The organism is Pseudoalteromonas sp. QJM3NY_22 (assembly GCF_056173065.1).
This window is the reverse complement of sequence record NZ_JBWBTZ010000002.1, coordinates 95,395-116,353: the sequence shown is the minus strand read 5'-3', so window position 1 is coordinate 116,353 and position 20,959 is coordinate 95,395. Positions and strand designations below refer to the sequence as shown.

Sequence of the window (20,959 nt, the reverse complement as noted above, 5' to 3'; positions counted from 1 at the left end):
TCTATTAAGAGTTTTTATGAAAAAGTTATTAGCTTTATCGATTGTAGCTGCATGTTCTACTTCAGCTTTTGCTGATGTAAATTACGAATTAAAAATATCTGAACCACAGCATCATTTGAGTAATGTAAGTGTTGAATTTCCAAAATCAGCACAATCTCATATCGATGTAAAACTTCCTGCTTGGCGTACCGGGCGATACGAAATTTTAAACTTAGCCAATGGCGTACGTTACTTCAATGCAAAAGATGAAGATGGCAAAGAGTTAACGTGGGAAAAAGTTGACCATAGTACATGGCGTGTACATCTTAATAAGCCAACAGAAGTTAATGTTGATTATCAAGTGTATGCAAATGAACTAGGCAAACGCGCCCGTCATATTGACGACAGCCATGCATTTATTGATGCATCAGGTTTTTTTATGTTTAGCGAGTCGTTTCGTCAAGAGCCAGTAACAGTCAATTTAGATATACCTAAAAAATGGCGTTCTGTATCAGGTATGGATAATTTAGAAGGTAAAAATTCATTCAAAGCAGCTAACTACGATGTGCTTGTTGATTCGCCAATCGAAACAGGTATAAATCAATTACACACATTTGAAGTAGATGACCGGGAATATGACTTAGTTGTATGGGGCGATGGTAACTACGATGTAGATTTAATGCTTACAGATCTGAAAAAGCTAGTAGCGACAGGTAATGTAATTTGGGATGGCTATCCGTATGAGCGTTATGTATTTATGGTACATGCAACGTCGGGAGCGGGTGGTGCAACTGAGCATTTAAACTCTACTATTATACAACGCCCACGCGATCGATTTGGTAGCCGAGAAGATTACTTAGGTTTTATAAGCACAGCCGCACACGAATTTATTCATACATGGAATGTAAAAGCATACCGCCCACAGGGTTTAGTGCCGTACGATTACACGAATATGAATTACTCTAAACTACTTTGGATCGCAGAAGGTTCAACAAGTTACTTTGAAGATCATTTATTAGTGCGCTCAGGCATTCAAACAACAGATGAATTTTTTAAAGTAATGAGTAAAACAATTAATCGTCATTTACAAACACCGGGCCGTGAAGTGCAAAGCGCAAGCGAAACAAGTTTTGATAAATGGATTAATCAAGGTGGCGATCACGCACGTAATTACAGTACCAATATTTATTCAGAAGGTTCGTTACTTTCACTCGCTTTAGATATCGACTTACTAGAAAAAAGCCAAGGTACAATAAGCTACCGCGATGTGCACAAAGCACTTTATAACAATCATAAAATGCCAGCAGGGTTTACAGACGTAGATGTGCTTAACATTTTAAAAGATTTAACAGGGCGTGATTACTCAAGCTGGTGGCAAGAAAATGTAGAATCGCCTGCAAGTATCAACTTTGATGAGTTACTTGCTAAAGTGGGCTTAAAATATGAACGACCAGAAAAAGCAAAAGCGCTTGCGAGTATTGACGCCACCGCTAAAAATACCGGTGAGTTACTAACACTAAGTTACGTTCGTCGTGGCGGAAGTGCATGGGAAGCGGGTTTAACTACCAATGATAAAATTGTTGCTATAAATAAGCATCATGTAGGTAAAGATTTAAAAACGAGCCTAGAAACATTTAAAGCAGGCGAGAAAGTAACCGTTGACTATATTCGTCGCGATGCTCTTGATAGCTTAACATTAGTATTATCAGAAGATTTTGATAAACCTAAAAAAGTAGTTGCTAATAAAGACGCTACGCTTGAACAAAAAACGCTATTTAAAGCGTGGATCGGTGTAGAACACCCTGCAGATGTAAAAAAAGACTAAAAGTGATTTATACCAACCTGCATAAATACTTGAACAATTTAACGAATTAAATTTCACTATAACGTCGTTAAAAATTTTTTATTTAGAACAACTAGATACAAAAATTTTTGCCTAGTTCTAGCGTGATTTTCTTAACGTTAAATAGACTTCATATATAAGCAGATTGGTATTAAATCTAGTTTAAATACATTAATTTAAAGTAAGGGAGTGTGTGCTCCCTTTACTTTGTCATTTATCCATCTTAGTAATGGCTCAATTATTTAATAAGTAAATCGGTTACTATCGAACAAACAATAAAAAGGATTCTATAATGCGTTTAAAACCTCTTGTAGCTACATTAGCAGCCACATTTTCTTTATCACTTTCAAGTAGTGCCATAGCCGACGAAGGCATGTGGCAACCACACCAACTTCCAGAGTTAGAATCAATTTTAAAAGCCAAAGGGCTTGAAATTGATGTTGAGTCTATTTCTAAATTAACCGAATTCCCAATGAATGCGGTAATTAGCCTAGGTGGCTGTACAGCATCGTTTGTATCGCCAAAAGGCTTAGTGGTTACAAATCATCATTGTGTTTATGGCTCGGTTCAATACAATTCAACACCTGAAAACAACATATTAGAAAATGGCTTTTTAGCTAAAAGCCCTGCTGAGGACTTACCAGCAGCGCCGGGCTCACGTGTATATGTAACTAAAACGGTTACTAACGTAACAGATGAAGTAATTAAAGGTACTAACGAGCTAACAGCAAAAGCACGCTACGATGCACTCGAAGCAAACGAAAAAGCGCTAGTAGCCCAGTGTGAAGCCGACGAAAGCTATCGTTGTAACGTGTATTCGTTTCATGGTGGTTTAGAGTTTTACCTAATTAAGTCACTTGAAATAAAAGACGTACGCTTGACTTATGCACCGGCAATGGGCGTAGGTAAGTACGGTGGCGATATAGATAACTGGATGTGGCCGCGCCACACAGGCGACTTTGGTTTTTACCGCGCTTATGTAGGCAAAGATGGAAAACCAGCAGAGTACAGCGAAGACAACGTACCTTACGTACCAGACTCTTACCTAAAAGTAAGTGCAAAAGGCGTGCAAGAAGGCGACTTTGTAATGGTTACAGGCTACCCTGGGCGCACTAACCGCTACCGTATAGCAACAGAGGTAGATAACGTATTTAACGACAGCTACCCTAAAGCACGCGTTCATAACTCAAAATACGTGTCGCTTATTGAAGAAAACTCAGAAGACGGCAGTAAAGCGCGTATTGCTTACGAAAGCACCATTGCAGGTTATAATAACTACATTAAAAACTTTGGTTCGATGATCGAAAGCTTCAAAAAAGGCACTATGCTTGAGCGCAAAAAACAGTTTGAGCAAGAGTTAACACAATGGATCAATAGCGATAGTGAGCGTAAAGAACAATACGGAAGCGTATTAGGTGAGCTATCTGATCTAATTGCGCAATCACAAGAGCACAGTGAACGCGACCGAATGTTAGGTTATGTACATCGCTCACAAATGATCAGCACAGCACGACGTTTATACCGCCTAGCTTACGAAAAACAGAAGCCAAATAGTGAGCGTGAATCTGGCTATCAAGAACGTGACTTACCGCGCATTAAAGCAGGGCTTGAGCGCATGACGCGCCGTTATGATAGCAAAGTAGATAAAGCTATTTTACTGCACTTTTTAGAGCTGTATGCAGCACTTCCAAAAGAAGAGCGTTTTAGCGACGTTGATAACGTATTTAAAGTACAAAATGGGTTCGATAAAGCAACCCAAAGCGCGTTACTAGATAGCATGTATGAGCAGTCAAGGCTCGATAATGCCACGGTTCGCAATTCATTGTTTGAGCAATCGTTTAGCCAGCTAAATCAAAGCCAAGACCCATTTTTGCAGTACGCTAAAGCCATATTTAAAGTAATGAAAGCAGAGGAGGGTAAATCAAAAGCACTTGCAGGTAAATTACAAGCAGCTCGCCCAGAGCTAATGAGCGCAATCATTGCGTTTAACAAAGCTAAAAACAAACCTGTCTACGCCGATGCCAACAGCACACTCCGTGTAACCTATGGCACCGTAGGTGGCTACTCACCTCAAGATGGCTTGGTAGCAACGCCGTTTACATCGCTTGAAGGGTTACTAGCTAAAAACACTGATGTTGACCCATTTAATGCACCTAAAAAGTTACAAGAGCAAATTAAAGCCAAGCTTTACGGTGATTACACCGGCGGCATGAATACAGTACCCGTTAACTTTTTATCAAATGTAGACACTACTGGTGGTAACTCAGGTTCGCCAACACTTAACGGTAAAGCAGAGCTTGTAGGCTTACTGTTCGACGGTGTTTACGAAAGTATTATTGGTGACTGGGATTACAACCCTGAGCTTAATCGCTCAATCCACGTTGATTCACGCTACATGTTGTGGGTAATGGATAAAGTAGATAATGCACAAAACTTGTTAGACGAAATGACAATCGTAAAATAAGCCATTAGTGAGATAACAGAAGGGCGCTTACCGTAAAGGAAGCGCCTTTTTTGTAGGTATTTGATTCGCTTATTTATGACTGCTAAGTGCCATCAGCAGACAGTGGTAACGCCCTCAAAACAGTTGGTTATAATTAGCGACGAAGGAGCAAAACCAACTGGAGGATGTAACTAATTTTGTCCTTGTTTAACAGCTTATAGTTACTCCGTTCCATTAATTAATGTATTTACCTATCTCATTAATACATGGAATATGCTTCTGTTGATCACGAATATTTGAGCGGAAACAATCAATGTTTGTAACAAGACTTTCGGATCAACAGAAGTTATTTGTTTCAATACGCATACTCAGGGATTGTCGTAATGCCGACTATCTATAAGACCTGCGAGAAACACTATTAGCCTCTATCTATTCTTTCACTTTACCTCTAGGAGGCCCAAAATGGAAGCCTTTAACGTCTCAGATTTTGCTGCCCTTATCGGGATCGATTGGGCCGACCGTAAACACGATATTTGTGAAATAAATCGCGACACAAATACACAACATTTAAGTGTGATTTCCTCTGAGCCTAAGTCAATTAATGCATGGGCGCTTGGGTTAAAACAACGCTACAACGGCAGATCTGTTGCTGTCGCGTGTGAGCTAAAAAAAGGCCCACTTATATATGCACTCAGTAAATTTAAGCACATTGTATTATTTGTGATTAACCCATCAAGTGTTGCTAAATACCGTGCTGCATTTACGCACAGCGGGGCGAAAGATGATCCTACTGATGCAATTATTCAAGTTGAAATCTTACAACTTCATATGGATAAATTAACGGTTATTAGGCCGGATTCAGAGGACGTTAGGTGTCTTGCGCAGCTTGTCGAATACAGACGTAAACTAGTACAAGATCGTGTTAATTTAACCAATAAAATAGCCACAACGCTAAAAAATTATTATCCCCACGTGATTGATTGGTTTAAAGAAAAAGACACTCAAATATTCTGTGACTTCTTACTGCGCTGGCCCTCTCTTGCTCACGCTAAAAAAGCGAGGAAACAAACACTACTCGACTTCTTTAATCAACATAATTCCCGCTACCCACTCGTTAATGAAAAGCGGATAAAAGAAATAAAAGATGCTGAAATTCTCACCGAAGATATGGCGGTGATCACGCCAAACTTATTACTTATTGAATGCCTCGTTCCGCAACTTAAACAGCTAATGTTGGCAATAACACGATTTGATGACGAAATTAAAACACTTTATAAGCAACATACAGATCGCGCTATTTTTGATAGTTTACCTGGGGCGGGGCCACAATTAGCACCTCGATTATTAGCCGCTATGGGGTCAAATCGTGACCGCTATAAGTGCGCCGCTGACATACAAAAATACGCAGGCATTGCTCCAGTAACCGAACGCAGTGGCAAAAAGGAATGGATACACTGGCGATACTCATGCACTAAATTTTTAAGGCAAACATTTGTGGAATGGGCTGGATTATCTGTGCGTTATTCATTTTGGGCTAAAGCCTATTATCGGCAGCAAGAAGCCAAAGGAAAACCTCATAATACCATCATCAGATCATTGGCATTTAAGTGGATACGAATCCTATTTAGGTGCTGGAAAACACATACGCCCTACGATGAATCAACTTACTTAACCGCATTGAAAAGTAAGGGATCACCGCTGTTAAAATTTGCGGTGGAAAGTGAGCTTTAGCGCTTGCTGTCCACCTCAGGGCGTGTTGTTAGGCTAACTTATCTCGCACTCTCTTTTACAAAGTCGTGGTTTGATGCTAGGTTTATTCTACTTTCTCGTATATAGCCGATCCCTGAGCCGCTACTATACACAAACCCTTTCCGTTTCCAACCTATAGTATGCGGCCATGCAGATGGAATAGGGTTAACCATTTGTGTATGAATCATTGCTTCTTGGTGATCTTTAGCTTCGCGCCAATCAACTACTTTATACCTTTTGCTTCCCTCAAATTCTTCGTCTAAGACAGCATAATTAATTTTATGTCTTGATTCTGGTCGACTATGTTTAATTGGAGTAAATAAATCAAACAACTGTTTTTCTGATTTTTTGTTTTTGAAGAATATATTTGCCCGACTGTTTAAAAACTGGTGCTCATTAAATAATATTATCTCACGCTCACTCTTTACATGAACCCAACCATTTTTATGAGGTATGCTATAAACATGAGGATCAAACCCTACACATAAAATATCTGGGGTTAATGGAAGCAAAAAAATAACTCCCGCAGAACCTAGTCCAAAATTACTTCCTGAGACTCTTTCATCAATAATATGCCACTTATTAGTTAAGACAGCAGGATCATCAGAGGTAATAAAGTCCATTTTTGTTTTATTTTTAATGAGGCATACTTTTAAGTCATTTAATAAAAACCTTTCTTGAACAAAGTTTTTCATTGAAAGCTGTACAGCTTCTTTCATCTCCATCTTAAAGTCTTTAGGATCTATGCCTGCAACTTCGCCCATGCCGTCAGTCATTTCGACGCTACGCTTAGAAGCAGCTTCAGTTCTCATATACTGTAACTGCCAAAAGAAGATTAAAAATTCACGATGATCGTTTGTTAATTTATATCCAGCACTAGTTATTTCTCTAATTACACCAGAATAACGACCTTCTATGGGTTGTAGAGCTTTCTCTAATTCAAGATCGTCCCCATAAAAATAACTTTTGGAACATTGACTTTTAATAGGGGCGCAGTTAATAAATTTTTCTCGATCAATATTAAATATATTAATTGAGGCTGTTGAGTTCTCATCAGAAAATTGTTTTAGGTAACATTGAGGGACATAATGTTGGTTTTTATTTGATGCCATATACACCTTAATATACGAATTAGCCTAACACTTTAGTATTTATGCGACACGCAGTTTGTGTTGCATAATCGCTTGTTGGACTGAGGCGCTACCTGCTCGGTGTGTCAGAGTTGGTGTTGTTTATGCTATGGGAATTTGCTTTTTAGAGGCTCTAGCTAAATCAGCTAATTTAATCAGCTTACCTATTATAATTTAAGCTATCCCTGCGTTGCTCAGCATTTATTATGTCCCTATTAAACCTAATATTTAACCGTTAAGCAATGATATTTTTCACTCACACAGCCGCTACTAGCCTGAACAATTAAGCAGGTTAACTCATTGATTCTATTTAGCAGGCTAGCTAGCCGCTAACTCGTTCGCCCTGTTGTAAGAATTGCTGTCTCCGACGCTGATATACCAATAAATCGTAAGATGCCAACCGTGATTCTGACATCACGCCTTTTCGGGTATAACGTGCAAGGTAACTGACTAATTTTTCACTGTACGTTAAACAGGCTTTGTTATAAATATTATGCTTTCTGATATTTATATAAACATGTAAAAAAGAGGAAAGTGTCCCTTTATTCTTACTAAATTAAGGACGATTCCCTGAATGACCGCTCATCGCTCTTTGCCGAAGTTCGGCTCAGTGCCAATCTCAGACATTGAGCCGCCGCAATAAAAGGCGAGTGTATTGAGTCCGCCCCACGGCTTTTGTGAGCGTTTTTTCATTGCCTTGTTATATTACTAGTTCGACTTTCTTTGCGTAAACCATTCCTTGAGTCGTAGTTATTGGAACTTTGTTTGGTGTGCAATACATATCTATTTGATTAATGTTGTTTGATACTGAGAATTCATTACCTAGCTCTTTGATGATAGGTTTGCATGCTAATTCATCTATTTTTTGGCATTTTTCAGCAATCAAGTTTGTAACGTTAAAGATAAACCTGAATAGATCGCACCCAAGTTCATAGACCTCACCATCAAGTTTTAGTGAAGGCTTGTTACAAAATATCTTCATATTATTTAGAAGGTCTTCATTGTACGAATAGCATCCAGAAATTGAAGCCATCTCTTTTTTCACAAAGTTTAACTTTTTCTCATACTGCCTATTACTTTCTGGCACCATTGCATTATCGATAAACGACTTAACACTTTTTGCGAAAGTTTCAAATGGAATGATTAAATGTTGCACACGATCAAAATATACATTTTCCTCTATAGAAACTAGCATTCGAACATCGTCTACATCACCCACATGATGAAAGTAGTTTCTAATAATTCTTAATAGCTTAAATTCAGGAAAGTCTTTGATATTGCAATCAAATAACTCTTTGAGCTTATCTGCTGTTGAATGCAGGTTGTTCAAGTACGTGAACAAGCTATTTACATCATGCTTATCGATTGATTCAAGCCCTAACAATGTACGCTGGCTCTCAAAATATCTATCTATAAATGTATGATTCATCGAAAACCTCAATTGCGGTTGGTTTGGTGCGCAGCGGAAAACCAATCCGACAATATGCGTTTGTTAAATTGTAATTACTGCTGGCTTTAGAGTAACGAAACAATAAGGGAGCCAATTGAAGCTATGGATGCTGCTGTTGGCAAAGACTTAATCAGTGCGCTTACAACAACCTTACTTGGACGTTCATTTTTACACTGTTCTTCTATTGCGCTAACGACCTCTATTGCTTCAGATTTCTCTTCGGCCGATAATTCAAGGCGGTTTATTTCAGCCTTTAAAGCCTCAACACTTTCAGATAATTCATTATTTATATTTACAACGTTATTAGAGTTATCCGTTGAGTTATTATTTACGCGAGCATTATGACCATGAATATTATAAGTTATATTTTTAATTGCGGCTTCAGCTTCAGGAATTCCTAGTTTCTTGTAAGAAATTTTGTACCCAGAGGATAATCCACTCATGCCTTGATAAAAGCCGGGATCTATAATTTTAAAAGTTTCCTCAAGCCCACTAGGAAGTTTACGGACTAAGAGGTCACCCGATTCAATTGGTACATCATAACGCTCAGTTATTATTACATTAGGGGTTACAGCTGATTTTATACCTTCTACGACTTTACCACTTTGTTTACGCAACAATAATTGATCATTCATCATGTCTGAAAATGACATACATTACCTCCTTGCAATTTAATAGTGCGCTCATCTCGCATATTCCTGCCGAGTCCACGCTCATTTATATACTTTATATATGTTTTAACAAATTACCTAAGGTATTACTATCACTAAGTTTTCTAAATTTTTTAGGTAAAGTTAAGTGAATCAATATGCGCGCAGCGCTCATTTCCATAAATATATGCGCAAAGAGTAGTTTAACAAATCAATTAACGACGATATTTAGCAAACCTCAGTGTCCGCTTCTCGCTCTGAGCTGCCTTTAACTTAAATCAAACCACCTCAACACCCTTTAATATATTTCATGTGCATTTTATAACCAAGAAGTGCTAGGTTAGTGGTAAATTAATTGAAGGAAATAATTATGAAATTAGAGTCATTAGCACTGCACCACGGTTACGAATCCGAGGCTACGACCAAATCGGCAGCCGTGCCTATCTATCACACTTCTTCTTATACATTTGATAACACACAGCATGGTGCTGATTTATTCGATTTAAAAGTAGCTGGGAATATTTACACCCGCATAATGAACCCAACCAATGCCGTACTTGAACAACGTATTGCCGCGATGGAAGGGGGCATTGGTGGGCTGGCTGTTGCCTCTGGGATGGCTGCTATTACGTATGCTATTCAATGCTTGTGTGAAGTTGGTACTAATATTGTAAGCACCAGCCAAGTATATGGTGGCACGTATAACTTATTTGCACATACTCTACCTAGGCAAGGTATTGAAGCACGCATGATAAAGGCCGATGACTTTACCGCGTTCGAGAATGCAATTGACGACAACACTCGCGCTGTTTTTTGTGAATCTATTGGTAATCCGGCAGGCAATATTGTTGATATTGAACGTTTAGCACGTATTGCACACAGCAAAGGTGTGCCGCTTATTGTTGATAATACCGTGGCTACGCCGTATTTATGCCGCCCATTTGAGCTGGGCGCCGATATAGTGGTTCACTCACTGACAAAGTATATAAACGGGCACGGTACTGCTATTGGCGGCATGATTGTCAACTCAGGAAAATTTGATTGGAAAGCGAATGCCACGCGTTTTGCAATGATGAACGAGCCTGATCCGTCGTATCATAATGTGGTTTATACCGAAGCCTTTGCTGAAGCTGCATTTATCGGTCGCTGCAGAGTAGTGCCACTTAGAAATACTGGCGCAGCGCTTGCGCCTAAAAACGCATCTGACATTTTAATTGGCCTTGAAACCTTAGGCTTAAGAATGGATCGCCACTGCGAAAATGCACAGCAGTTAGCTGAGTATTTAGAAAACCATCCAAAAGTGCTTTGGGTTAACTACGCAGGACTTAAATCAAGCCCGTATAACGCAATGAGTCAAAAAATTACCAGTGGTAAAGCATCGGGTATTTTAAGTTTTGGTATTGAAGGTGGTCTAGAAGCAGGTACTCGTTTTATTGATGCGCTAAACATGATTTTGCGCTTAGTTAATATTGGCGATGCAAAGTCGCTTGCGTGTCATCCTGCGTCAACCACACACCGCCAATTAAACGATGAAGAGCTTGCTAATGCGGGCGTAAGTCGCGATTTAATTCGTTTGTCAGTCGGTATTGAAAACATTACAGACATAATTGCTGATGTAAGCCAAGCGTTCGATAAAGCATGACGTTAATTTATAGCCTCGGGATATCGAGGCTTTTAGCTCCATTACGCTTTTGAGATATCGGCTCGTGGTGTTTCTAAAATCGCTTTTTTTTCATCTTCAGATAATATTATCCAATCAAAAATTTCTTCGTTGGTACGTCCGCAGCCAGTGCAAAAACCACTGCGGCGTTCACATATGCCTAAACAGTCGGTTTTTAATTTAGATGGTTTTTTGTTTTGATTTGATTTGCGCATTGTTAAAGTCCTAACGGTGGTGCAATTTCAAAGCGAGTAGAAAACCCGTTGCCTTCTTGAATTGTAGAAAGTGTAATAACAGGGGTTTTAGTATCAAGTACAAAGGTGCTGTAAATTGAACTTGCTGTTTCTTTTTGGCTTTCAAACCAACCTGTTTTGGTTAAGCATTGGCGTAATTGCTTAGCCAGTTTTTGATGAGACTTTACAGTTTGCGTTTGTGTTTTAACAGGTGTTTGGCATTGGTAGCTTGATTGCTCTGACTTATTTAAAGTAACTGTACAGTTTGCTCCAATCATATGAGTATTAGTACGCCATTGATTAGTAAATTGGTTATTTACTTTATCTGTTTTTATTGAATTAAAACCAGATTCATAACCATTTATTAGGTTATTAATGGTGCTGCATTCATCGGGTATTACTGTGGTTTTTACAGACTGATTTGTTGTATTAGTGGTTGCTGTAGTTGTAGTCTGATTAGTTTTGCTGGTACAGCCCGCTAAGATAAATGCGACAACTAAAACAAATGCGACAATAGAAGGAGTAATATAGTTTTTCATAGTTCACAGTAACCGATTAATTGAGCCTCGCACTATACCATACATAATTTACTCAACTAAAAGCGAAAAACAAAAAGGCCCATAAAATATGGGCCTTTTGTAATTTGCTTTAGCAAGTGCTATTTATGGCGACCTTGCAAGCATTTAACTACATCTTCAAGGGCTAAGCCTTGGCGTTGTAGCAATACAGTCAGATGATAAATTAAATCAGCAGACTCGTTTGTTAGCTCATCGTTATCGTGTTTCATAGCGGCAAGGGCAACTTCTACGCCTTCTTCACCTACTTTTTGACAACTACGGCTTAAGTCTTTAGCAAACAATGAAGCGGTGTAGCTTTTTGATGGGTCGTCGTTTTTACGCTCAACAATCACATCTTCTAATTGCGCTAAAAAGCTCAGGCTTGGTTTTGCATCATCGCCAAAGCAGCTTTGTGTGCCTAAGTGGCACGTTGGGCCTTCTGGGTTAGCAAGGACTAAAATTGAATCGTAGTCACAATCGGTATGCACAGATACTACGTTTAAGTAGTTTTCTGATGACTCGCCTTTAGTCCATAAACGCGATTTTGAACGCGAGTAAAACGTTACTTTATTACTCTCAAGCGTAACGTTTAGTGCTTCGCTGTTCATAAAGCCTTGCATTAAAATAACACCAGAGCGGGCATCTTGAATAATAGCAGGGATCATTTCGCTTTTAGCAAAATCAACTTGGGTTTGGTTTTGTTGTGTTACTTGCATAATCTTGCTGCCACTTGGTTATCTGTTAAAAATTGTTTTAGTTCGCCAATGTTAATCACATTTTTATGAAAAACGCTGGCGGCTAGTGCACCATCTACTTTGCTTTGTTTAAATACATCAACAAAATCTTGCATACTACCCGCACCGCCAGAGGCGATTAAAGGAATGTCACACAGCTCGCGAATTTTACTTAGTTGCTCGTTGTCGTAACCGTTACGAACGCCATCTTGGTTCATACAGTTTAATACAATTTCGCCTGCGCCTAGGTCTTGTACGCGTTTAACCCATTCTTGTGTTTTATAGCGTGTACGGCTTGATGCATTAGGATCGCCGGTCAATTGATACACTAAATACTCGCCGGTAATTTCATCAAAAAAGCTGTCAATGCCGACTACAACACATTGCTTACCAAACTCATCGTGTAATTCTTTAATAAGTTCAGGGCGCGCAATAGCAGGGCTGTTAATGCTTATTTTGTCAGCGCCGCGCTCAAGTACCCGCGCTGCATCAGCCACTGATTTAATACCGCCCGCTACACAAAATGGAATATCGATATTTCGTGCAATACTTTCTACCCAATTTACATCAAGTAGGCGTTTTTCAACGCTTGCACTGATTTCGTAAAAAACCAGTTCATCGGCGCCAGCTTCGCTGTAGGCTTTAGCCATTGTTAAAATGTCGCCAACTATTTCATGGCCTTTAAACTTAACGCCTTTAACTACTTGGCCGTCTTTAACGTCTAAACACGGGATTATGCGTTTTGATAACATGCCAATGCCTCCTCAACGCTAAATGCGCCATCAAGCAATGATTTACCTAAAATAACGCCGCCAACACCTAGCTCTTTAAGCTTTTTAATGTCATCTAGTGAGCTTACGCCCCCTGAGGCTTGCACTTTAATTGTGCTGTTATGGCGAGTTAAATCTTCATATAATTCAAACGATGGGCCCGTCATAGTGCCATCTTTACTGATGTCCGTGCATAAAAAATCGATAACACCTAAGCCTACATAAAAATCTACCAGCTCAAGTAAACCAAACTCCGATTCACTTAACCAACCGTGTGTTGCTGGCGCCCAGCCCGTGGCTGTTTTATTTACATCAAGGGCAATTACAAAATGCTCTGCGCCAAATTGCTCAATCCAGGCTTTTACTTGTTCGCGTTTTTCTACTGCCATTGAACCAATAACAACTTGGTTTGCACCGGCTTTTAGCCAATCACTTACATCTTGCTCTGAGCGAATACCGCCGCCCACTTGATATGGTACGTTAAGTGCTTTGGTTGCAGCTTGAATATGTTTCCACTGTTTTTTACTTGGATCGCGTGCACCTTCTAAATCTACAAGGTGTAGTTTACCTGCGCCACTGTCGGCGTATTCTTTTAAACGCGCGCCAAGTTCGAAAGGGTAAAACTGTGCTGTGTCGTATTTACCTTGGTACAAGCGCACAATTTGATTTTGTAATAGGTCTAATGCTGGAATAATCACAAATAATCTCTTTTTTGTTAGTTAATGGACAGCTTACAACTGCCAATCAACAAAATTTTGTAATAAACGTGCGCCAACTTTTGCGCTGCGCTCTGGGTGAAATTGCATGCCTGCGTAATTGTCTTTGGCAACAATGGCTGAAAAGGTTTGACCGTACTCGCCGCTTACTAGTGTGGCGTCGTTTACGGTGTGCGCAAAGCTATGAACAAAATACACTTGCTCATCAAGCGTTAGCCCTTTAGTTAATGCATGCTCTTTATTAACGCTCAAGTTATTCCAACCCATATGCGGCGACGTTAAATTGCCTACATCAAGCGCTTTTACTTGCCCAGGTATTTTACCCAAGCACTGTACGTTACCTTCTTCGGTGCTTTCGCACAGTAACTGCATACCTAAACAAATACCCATAAGCGGGCGCTGGTATTCATTTATAGCTTGTTGCCAGCCGTTATCTACTAGGCGTTTCATAGCAACCGACGCATGACCTACACCTGGCAATATAGCGCGCTCAAAACCCGCTAATTGCTCTGGTGATGTAATTACTGTTGGCGTTTGCCCTAAGCGTTCAAACGCAAAGCGTACTGAATTTATATTGGCACAACCGGTATTAATTATGGCAATCATAAACATCCCTTAGAGCTGGCTGTTTGTTGGGTCGTGTCTTGTGCTACTGCCATACGAAGAGCACGTGAAAACGCTTTAAATAAGCCTTCTACTTGGTGATGACAGTTACCGTCGCTCACCGATAAAATAAGGCTAATGGCGGCGTTATCACTTAAGCTTTTGAAAAAGTGCTCAACCATTTGCACGTCTAAGTCGCCTGCTTTTTCGCGGCTAAAGTTAGCGTTTAATACAAATGATGCACGGCCCGATAAATCAATTTGTGCTTCGGCTTTACATTCATCCATAGGAAGCGCAAAACCATAGCGTGCAATTTGCGATTTAGTGCCAAGCGCTTGTTTAAGTGCAACACCAAGAGCAATACCAATATCTTCAACAAGGTGGTGCTCATCTATGTGTAAATCGCCTTTGGCTTTAATGTTTAAACCAATGTTTGCGTGGGTGCGAATTTGATCAAGCATGTGATCAAAAAAGCCAAGTCCGGTGTCTATGCTGCCATTTTTAGTTTGATCTAAATTTATGGCTACATCAATTTGGGTTTCTTTAGTGTTGCGTGTAACACGACCTTCGCGGTTTGCGGTAGTTAATTTTGTCACTATCGCACTCCAATCGCCGTCGTATAAAATACCTTCACAACATAAGTTTTGAGCAAGGCCAATATCAGTCTGGCGATCGCCAATAACAAAAGAGCGCGCTAAGTCTACTTTGCCAGAGCGCATAAGCTCGGTAAGTAAGCCCGTTTTAGGTTTACGGCAGTCACAATTTTGCTCGTCAAAGTGTGGGCAAATTAATACGGTCTCAAAGCTAATGCCTTGGCTTTGCATTATGTCCATCATTTTATCTTGTGCTATGTCAAAATCAGCAGTCGGGAAGCTGTCTGTGCCTAAGCCATCTTGGTTAGATACCATTACTAAACGGTAACCTGCGGCTTGTAATTGTAATAACGCAGGAATAACACCAGGTAAAAATGCTAGCTTTTCAAGGCTATCTACCTGTTTGTCGGTAATTGGCTCTTCAATAATAGTGCCGTCGCGGTCTATAAATAAATAGGGGTTACTCATGATACTTCGTTTCCTGCTAAAGATGCTGCGGTAGCCGGCGTTTGTAAGCCATCTAACCAAATTTTTACTTGTTCAAGTTCTTGTTCACTGCCAATTGAAATTCGTAGCCAGTCGTCTTCACCGTATAGTGTAAAAGCGCGCATAACCAAACCTTGCTCAAGTGCAATTTTAAAGTAGTTTTTATCGGCTAATTTTAAAGTAACAAAGTTACCTTCACCAGTGAGAATTTTTAATGCAGCAGGAGAGGCGTTTAGCCAATCTACCAACTTAGCTTTTAAGCTATTTAAAATAGTAACTTGGCGGCGCATTGATGTAATTGCATCGGGTGCAATTGCTTGCGCTGCAATACTAGCTACAACGCCCGATACCGGATACGGCGCAATGACTTTACGAATTGGCGCTAGTACGCTCTCTTGTGCAAGGGTAAAGCCCGTTCTGAGCCCTGCCAGCGCAAAGGCTTTAGAAAGCGTACGCAAAACCACTACATTACTAAACTCATTAATAAGTTTAGTGGCGCTTTGCTCTGGGCAAAACTCTATATAGGCTTCATCAACAATTACTAAGGCTTTACCCGCAAGGGCTGTTGCAATTGCTTTTACTTTATCAAGAGGCGTTAAGCTACCCGTTGGATTATTTGGGTTACAAATAAATACCAATTTTGAGCTGCCAACAGCTGCAACTATTTCATCCACACTACCATCAAGTAATAGCGCTTGCGTTAGGCTATTAATAGCAACGTTATGAGTATCAGCCGTTACTTTGTACATACCGTAGGTTGGTAAAAATAACGCAATGCTGTCTTTTGCAGGTTCGCAATAAGTGCGTACTAAAAGCTCAATGCCTTCATCTGCACCGCGCGTCATTAATACATTTTCGCTTTTAAGCTCTGTATAAGCTGCGTAGCGGTCAATCACCAGTTGCGGTTGTGGATCAGGGTAGCGATTTAAATCTTCAATACTCAGTTCAAGGTTTTTAGCATACGGGCTTTCGTTAGCATTTAGCCACGTAGTACCCGTTAGCTTTTCACTTTTAGCAGAGCTATAGGCAGCAAGAGCTGCAATATTTTTAGGTAATAAGCTAGACGCTTGTGCGCTTTCATTGCTCATTTTTAATTGCCTCTAAACGAATTGAAACCGCATTAGCGTGGGCATCGAGGCCTTCTGCATCTGCAAGTGGTAAAATTGCTTTTGAAAGCTGCGTTAAACCACTTTTATTAATCGTTTGTACTGTGTATGTACGGAAAAAATCAAGCAAGTTTAAACTCGAGTAAGTTGCACTGTAACCATATGTTGGTAACACGTGGTTAGTACCCGATGCGTAATCGCCTGCAGATTCTGGAGTGTAGTCACCTACAAATACTGAGCCTGCATTTTTAACTTTATCTAGGTAAGGAGTTGCATCGCCTAGTTGTAAAATTAAGTGCTCTGGGCCATATTGCGCCGATACTTCAAATGCTTGCTCAACTGAATCAACCAAAATAAGTGAAGAATTAGCAAGCGCTTGCTCGGCTGTTTCTTTGCGGCTCAAATTAGCTAACTGGCGTGTAAGTGCCTGCTGAGTTTGTTCTATAATACTTTCGCTGTTACATAGTAAAATAACTTGCGAATCTGCGCCGTGCTCTGCTTGTGAGAGTAAATCGGCGGCTATAAATTCTGGGTTTGCACGTTCATCTGCAATAACTAATACTTCAGAAGGACCTGCTGGCATATCAATCGCCATACCTGGGATAGTTTGCGCAACGAGCTGTTTAGCCATTGTTACGAAGCTATTACCTGGGCCAAAAATTTTGTTTACTTTCGGAACTGATTCGGTGCCATATGCCATTGCTGCAATTGCGCCTGCGCCACCACTTTCTATTAAAGTAGTAATACCACATAACTTAGCCGCATATAAAATAGCAGGGTTAATTGCTTTGTCACCTTGTACCGGTGTAGCAAGTACGACGGTTTTAGCGCCGCTTAACTGTGCTAATACACCTTGCATAATAACCGACGATGGCAGTGGAGCACTGCCACCGGGTACATAAATACCGACTGCTTCGATGGCTTGATATTTCAGTTCACATATAACGCCTGGTTGGGTTGATAATTTAATATCTTTTGGCAACTGCGCTTCGTGAAAACGTTTAACATTTGCATAAGCGGTGTCAATTGCGTATTTAAGCTCAGCACTTAGTGCTTGCTCAGATGCGTTAATTTCATCTAGCGGTACGCGCAAACGTGGGTTAGCTCTATTATCAAACTCTTTTGCCATGCTAAGTAAGGCCTCATCGCCTTGCTCTTTTACGTTAGCTAAAATAGTTTTGCATATTGCTTCAACCTTTGCGCTTACAGAAACTGCAGGGCGCATTAGCGCCGCGGCTTGTACTTGTGAAGATTCCTCATTCCAACGAAGCATGGTACTTACTCCATCATTTTTTCAATTGGCATAACTAAAATAGAGTTGGCGCCTAGGGCTTTTAACTGCTCCATTGTTTCCCAAAATAATGTTTCGCTGCTTACCATGTGCAGTGCTACGTATTCTTCATTACCCGCAAGGGCAAGTAGAGTCGGTTGACCAGAACCAGGTAAAATTTCACAAATTTCATCAAGTTTATTTTTTGGTGCGTGTAGCATGATGTATTTGCTTTCTTTAGCTTGTCTAACACCACGTAGGCGCGGCATAAGCTTATTGATTAGTGCTAGTTTGTCAGCGTCTTGCAGATCTTTATTTTGAATTAAACATGCGTTTGACTCTAAAATTGTATCACCTTGAATTAAGCCGTTAGCTTCAAGTGTTGCGCCAGTAGATACTAAATCACAAATTGCATCAGATAAACCCGCACGTGGTGCTACTTCAACAGAGCCAGTAAGCATTACTGTACTTGCGTTAATGCCTTCGCGCTTTAACCACTGAGTTAAAATTTCTGGGTAGGTAGTTGCAATACGTTTGCCTTCAAACCAGCTCTTATCGCGAGCGCCTAGCTCTTGTGGCCATGCAAGTGCAAGACGACAGTAACCAAAATCTAGTTTTGAGAGTTTGTTTACTTCGCTGGGAACACCTTGACGTTCACGTTCTGCTTGAACTTCTACTAGTACGTTTTCGCCAACTATACCTAAGTCACATACACCGTCCATTACTAAACCCGGAATATCGTCATCGCGCACACGTAGTACGTCAATTGGCATATTAGTTGAGTGTGCAATTAAGCGTTGTTCACGAAGGTTAAGTTTAACACCTAACTGTTTTAGTAGATCTTGACAATCTTTAGATAGACGGCCGCCTTTTTGGATGGCGATACGTAGACGATTACTGTTGTTCATTATTCATTTTCCTTTAATTTAAAAACTAAAAACCCCGAGTGGAACCTCAGGGCGAAAATGAATCAATGTTATTTGAATCGCCAGAGGTTCCTTTTAGGAATAACCTCTCAGCGAAAGACCTGACAGGTTATTCCGGTGAATGGTGGTGATGATGTACTGTTGTCAGGTTTAAGCGCATTTTTTATCCTATATAACTGCCCGTTGCTTTGTTAACGTGCAGTTGTTATCTGTTTAAATAAATTTCGTATTCATAAAAACATAAACAGCTATATTATGGCAAGTTTTTTTTAGCTTAATTAAAGCATATGTTATAACTGTCGATAATATTAAGATAATAAGCGCAATTTTAGCGAATAATTGTTTGTTTATCATTCAAATTTAGCATTTTGATAATCAAACAGTTAAATAAGGAAGTACGTATGGATATCATGATCCCTTATTTAGGAAGAATCACCAGGCTAGAAGTTGAGTCAAAAGGCGCTTTCCATATTGCGGGTGTGCAAAGTGGATCGGCTACTGAAAAAGTTGAACTAGAGAATAAAAAAAGGCGTGAGTTACAAAAAAAGAAAAAGCTCAATATGCTTGATGATCAAAATAGTAAAAAAAAGTCTAACGTAGACGATGACGAAAACCCCCATTTAGATACATGGGCATAGGTTACGGTTAATAGGTAACAGTTACTTATATATTGCTCATAGGTTGGATCTTAAGAAAGCTTGAAGTTGAACTCTGTTAATGATCAAATAGTTACGCCAATAAAAACATGACTAAAAACAGAGTTCACATGCAGATTAACCAAGTTTCAAACCAATTAAAAGCCCTTATCTCAGAAAAACACCTCATTGAGCTTGCAAAAACCTCTGGATTTCAAGTTCGACACCGTTGCCTGTCGATCGTTTCTCTGCTCAAAGCCGTATTTAAAAGCTTATCTTGCCTGCAAGACGCTAACTTGTCAGATATCCATCAAAACTTGCGAACGCAGGCTGATTGCACGATAAGTTATAAACCCTTTCATAATCAAATTCGAAAACCAGCCTTGACTGAGCTTGTCCGTGAGCTCGTTATTCAAGCGATGTCTAAATTGACTGTAAACACGCTGGATAAAACCTTTTTTACCCAGCGAGGAATACAGCGAGTGTTATTGCAAGATGGTTCTTCATTTGCTCTACATGATGAATTAGCGCAGGTTTTTGCTGGTCGTTTTACTGCTGTAAGTCCTGCCGCAATTGAGTTGCACGTTACCTATGACCTATTTAATGAACAACCCTGCGAAATAGATATTCGTCCTGATGTTGAAACTGAGCGCGCCTTTTTACCAGGTAGCCACACACTTGAAGATACGTTATTACTTGCTGATGCTGGGTATTTTGACTTAGATTACTTTGAGCAAGTAGCTCAAGATGGCGGATATTTTTTGATCAGAGCAAATAAAAACATTAACCCAATCGTTACATCAGCCTATTGCGCGGGTATAGAACTTAAAGAAAAGAACATTAAACTCAAAATGTTACTCGATAAATTCGCAAGCCAACCACTTGAATTAACAGTACGTTGGAAGAAAAATGGGCCCGAGTACAGGCTTATCTATTTACCGAATGAAAAGCGCCCCGTTTTCCTTGTTACTAATTTAAAAGAGGCACAGTTTAGCTTTGACGAGCTACTCGATATATATGCAACTCGTTGGCAAATTGAGTTGTTTTTCAAAGAACTAAAGTCATGGAATAACCTTAAAGGGTTCATCACACGAGATCCTCATATTGCCGAATCATTGGTTTGGCTGAGTATACTGCAAACACTTATCAAGCGTTTTATCTGCCATAGTGCAGCGGGTATGTTTAAGTGTGCGATCTCGACATTTAGAGCGAGTAAGTGCAGTTATCTTTGGTTGGATGATATTCTGGATTGCATAGAACAAACACGGTGCAGCCATAAGATACATCGTGTATTTGAGCTACTAGCGGTAAATTGTAAGCGGCAAAGCATTGAGAAAAACAATGATATTTGCCGTTTTAAGATAGGAAGTCACACGGTCTGTGTTCCTTAAGAACTAAGCTATGATATATTGCTAGAGTTTAAAAA

Annotated in this window: 19 protein-coding genes and 1 pseudogene; 6 read left to right on the top strand and 14 right to left on the bottom strand. The window is 39.9% G+C overall.

Annotated elements, in window-relative coordinates; translation table 11 throughout:
* Positions 1-16: 16 nt before the first annotated feature.
* From AC0VZ4_RS20845 to AC0VZ4_RS20835, 3 genes are all read left to right on the top strand, one after another.
* The gene (locus AC0VZ4_RS20845; protein ID WP_475442012.1) at positions 17-1,804 is read left to right on the top strand and encodes a M61 family metallopeptidase; all 1,788 of its coding nucleotides are present in this window, start codon (positions 17-19) and stop codon (positions 1,802-1,804) included.
* 310 nt (positions 1,805-2,114) lie between these two features.
* Positions 2,115-4,286 carry a S46 family peptidase gene (locus tag AC0VZ4_RS20840; protein WP_475442011.1) on the top strand — a complete coding sequence of 724 codons (2,172 nt, stop codon included), beginning with the start codon at positions 2,115-2,117 and terminating at the stop codon, positions 4,284-4,286.
* 441 nt (positions 4,287-4,727) lie between these two features.
* Positions 4,728-5,996: an IS110 family RNA-guided transposase gene (locus AC0VZ4_RS20835; RefSeq protein WP_475439589.1), complete on the top strand. Its 1,269-nt coding sequence runs from the start codon at positions 4,728-4,730 to the stop codon at positions 5,994-5,996.
* Positions 5,997-6,034: 38 nt separating this feature from the next.
* Here AC0VZ4_RS20835 and AC0VZ4_RS20830 read toward each other — a convergent pair whose 3' ends face one another.
* From AC0VZ4_RS20830 to AC0VZ4_RS20815, 4 genes and pseudogenes are all read right to left on the bottom strand, one after another.
* A complete protein-coding gene (locus tag AC0VZ4_RS20830; protein WP_475442010.1) occupies positions 6,035-7,126 on the bottom strand; it encodes a DUF4238 domain-containing protein in 1,092 nt (363 codons plus the stop codon).
* A 409-nt stretch (positions 7,127-7,535) separates the two neighbouring features.
* Positions 7,536-7,634 (bottom strand): annotated as a pseudogene (locus AC0VZ4_RS20825) (transposase); the annotation flags it as partial.
* Positions 7,635-7,844: 210 nt separating this feature from the next.
* Positions 7,845-8,573 (bottom strand): hypothetical protein, encoded by a 729-nt coding sequence (locus AC0VZ4_RS20820; RefSeq protein ID WP_128583189.1) that lies wholly within the window; start codon positions 8,571-8,573, stop codon positions 7,845-7,847.
* 86 nt (positions 8,574-8,659) lie between these two features.
* The gene (locus tag AC0VZ4_RS20815) at positions 8,660-9,247 is read right to left on the bottom strand and encodes a hypothetical protein (RefSeq protein WP_350655040.1); all 588 of its coding nucleotides are present in this window, start codon (positions 9,245-9,247) and stop codon (positions 8,660-8,662) included.
* A 367-nt stretch (positions 9,248-9,614) separates the two neighbouring features.
* Between AC0VZ4_RS20815 and AC0VZ4_RS20810 the strand changes: the two genes are divergently transcribed.
* Entirely contained in the window at positions 9,615-10,886 is a 1,272-nt protein-coding gene (locus tag AC0VZ4_RS20810; RefSeq protein WP_475442009.1) for an O-acetylhomoserine aminocarboxypropyltransferase/cysteine synthase family protein, read from the top strand.
* Positions 10,887-10,927: 41 nt separating this feature from the next.
* Here the strand turns inward: AC0VZ4_RS20810 and AC0VZ4_RS20805 are convergent, their stop codons facing one another.
* The 10 genes from AC0VZ4_RS20805 to hisG all read right to left on the bottom strand — a co-directional run bounded on the left by AC0VZ4_RS20805 (position 10,928) and on the right by hisG (position 18,880).
* A complete protein-coding gene (locus tag AC0VZ4_RS20805; protein ID WP_475442008.1) occupies positions 10,928-11,119 on the bottom strand; it encodes a DUF1289 domain-containing protein in 192 nt (63 codons plus the stop codon).
* Positions 11,120-11,121: 2 nt separating this feature from the next.
* On the bottom strand, positions 11,122-11,676 hold the full coding sequence (locus tag AC0VZ4_RS20800) for a hypothetical protein (RefSeq protein WP_475442007.1): 555 nt from the start codon (positions 11,674-11,676) through the stop codon (positions 11,122-11,124).
* Positions 11,677-11,795: 119 nt separating this feature from the next.
* Positions 11,796-12,410, bottom strand: a complete 615-nt coding sequence (gene hisIE, locus AC0VZ4_RS20795) for a bifunctional phosphoribosyl-AMP cyclohydrolase/phosphoribosyl-ATP diphosphatase HisIE (RefSeq protein WP_475442006.1) — start codon at positions 12,408-12,410, stop codon at positions 11,796-11,798.
* The gene (gene hisF, locus AC0VZ4_RS20790; RefSeq protein WP_002960269.1) at positions 12,401-13,180 is read right to left on the bottom strand and encodes an imidazole glycerol phosphate synthase subunit HisF; all 780 of its coding nucleotides are present in this window, start codon (positions 13,178-13,180) and stop codon (positions 12,401-12,403) included. The genes hisIE and hisF overlap by 10 nt, the downstream gene beginning before the upstream one ends.
* Entirely contained in the window at positions 13,162-13,896 is a 735-nt protein-coding gene (locus AC0VZ4_RS20785; RefSeq protein WP_475442005.1) for a 1-(5-phosphoribosyl)-5-[(5-phosphoribosylamino)methylideneamino] imidazole-4-carboxamide isomerase, read from the bottom strand. Before AC0VZ4_RS20785 ends, hisF begins: the two co-directional genes overlap by 19 nt.
* A gap of 33 nt (positions 13,897-13,929) precedes the next feature.
* A complete protein-coding gene (hisH, locus tag AC0VZ4_RS20780) occupies positions 13,930-14,520 on the bottom strand; it encodes an imidazole glycerol phosphate synthase subunit HisH (protein ID WP_002960265.1) in 591 nt (196 codons plus the stop codon).
* Positions 14,517-15,578: a bifunctional histidinol-phosphatase/imidazoleglycerol-phosphate dehydratase HisB gene (gene hisB, locus AC0VZ4_RS20775; RefSeq protein WP_002960263.1), complete on the bottom strand. Its 1,062-nt coding sequence runs from the start codon at positions 15,576-15,578 to the stop codon at positions 14,517-14,519. The genes hisH and hisB overlap by 4 nt, the downstream gene beginning before the upstream one ends.
* The gene (hisC, locus tag AC0VZ4_RS20770) at positions 15,575-16,684 is read right to left on the bottom strand and encodes a histidinol-phosphate transaminase (protein WP_182702822.1); all 1,110 of its coding nucleotides are present in this window, start codon (positions 16,682-16,684) and stop codon (positions 15,575-15,577) included. Before hisC ends, hisB begins: the two co-directional genes overlap by 4 nt.
* Positions 16,674-17,975: a histidinol dehydrogenase gene (gene hisD / locus AC0VZ4_RS20765; RefSeq protein WP_475442004.1), complete on the bottom strand. Its 1,302-nt coding sequence runs from the start codon at positions 17,973-17,975 to the stop codon at positions 16,674-16,676. Before hisD ends, hisC begins: the two co-directional genes overlap by 11 nt.
* A gap of 5 nt (positions 17,976-17,980) precedes the next feature.
* The gene (hisG, locus tag AC0VZ4_RS20760) at positions 17,981-18,880 is read right to left on the bottom strand and encodes an ATP phosphoribosyltransferase (protein WP_007376294.1); all 900 of its coding nucleotides are present in this window, start codon (positions 18,878-18,880) and stop codon (positions 17,981-17,983) included.
* Between the two features lie 419 nt (positions 18,881-19,299).
* On the opposite strand from hisG, the gene AC0VZ4_RS20755 reads away from it, so the two are divergent.
* Both AC0VZ4_RS20755 and AC0VZ4_RS20750 read left to right on the top strand, forming a co-directional pair.
* Positions 19,300-19,536 (top strand): hypothetical protein, encoded by a 237-nt coding sequence (locus tag AC0VZ4_RS20755; protein ID WP_306723923.1) that lies wholly within the window; start codon positions 19,300-19,302, stop codon positions 19,534-19,536.
* Between the two features lie 128 nt (positions 19,537-19,664).
* Positions 19,665-20,924 carry an IS4 family transposase gene (locus AC0VZ4_RS20750; protein WP_475442002.1) on the top strand — a complete coding sequence of 420 codons (1,260 nt, stop codon included), beginning with the start codon at positions 19,665-19,667 and terminating at the stop codon, positions 20,922-20,924.
* The last annotated feature ends 35 nt before the right edge of the window (positions 20,925-20,959 follow it).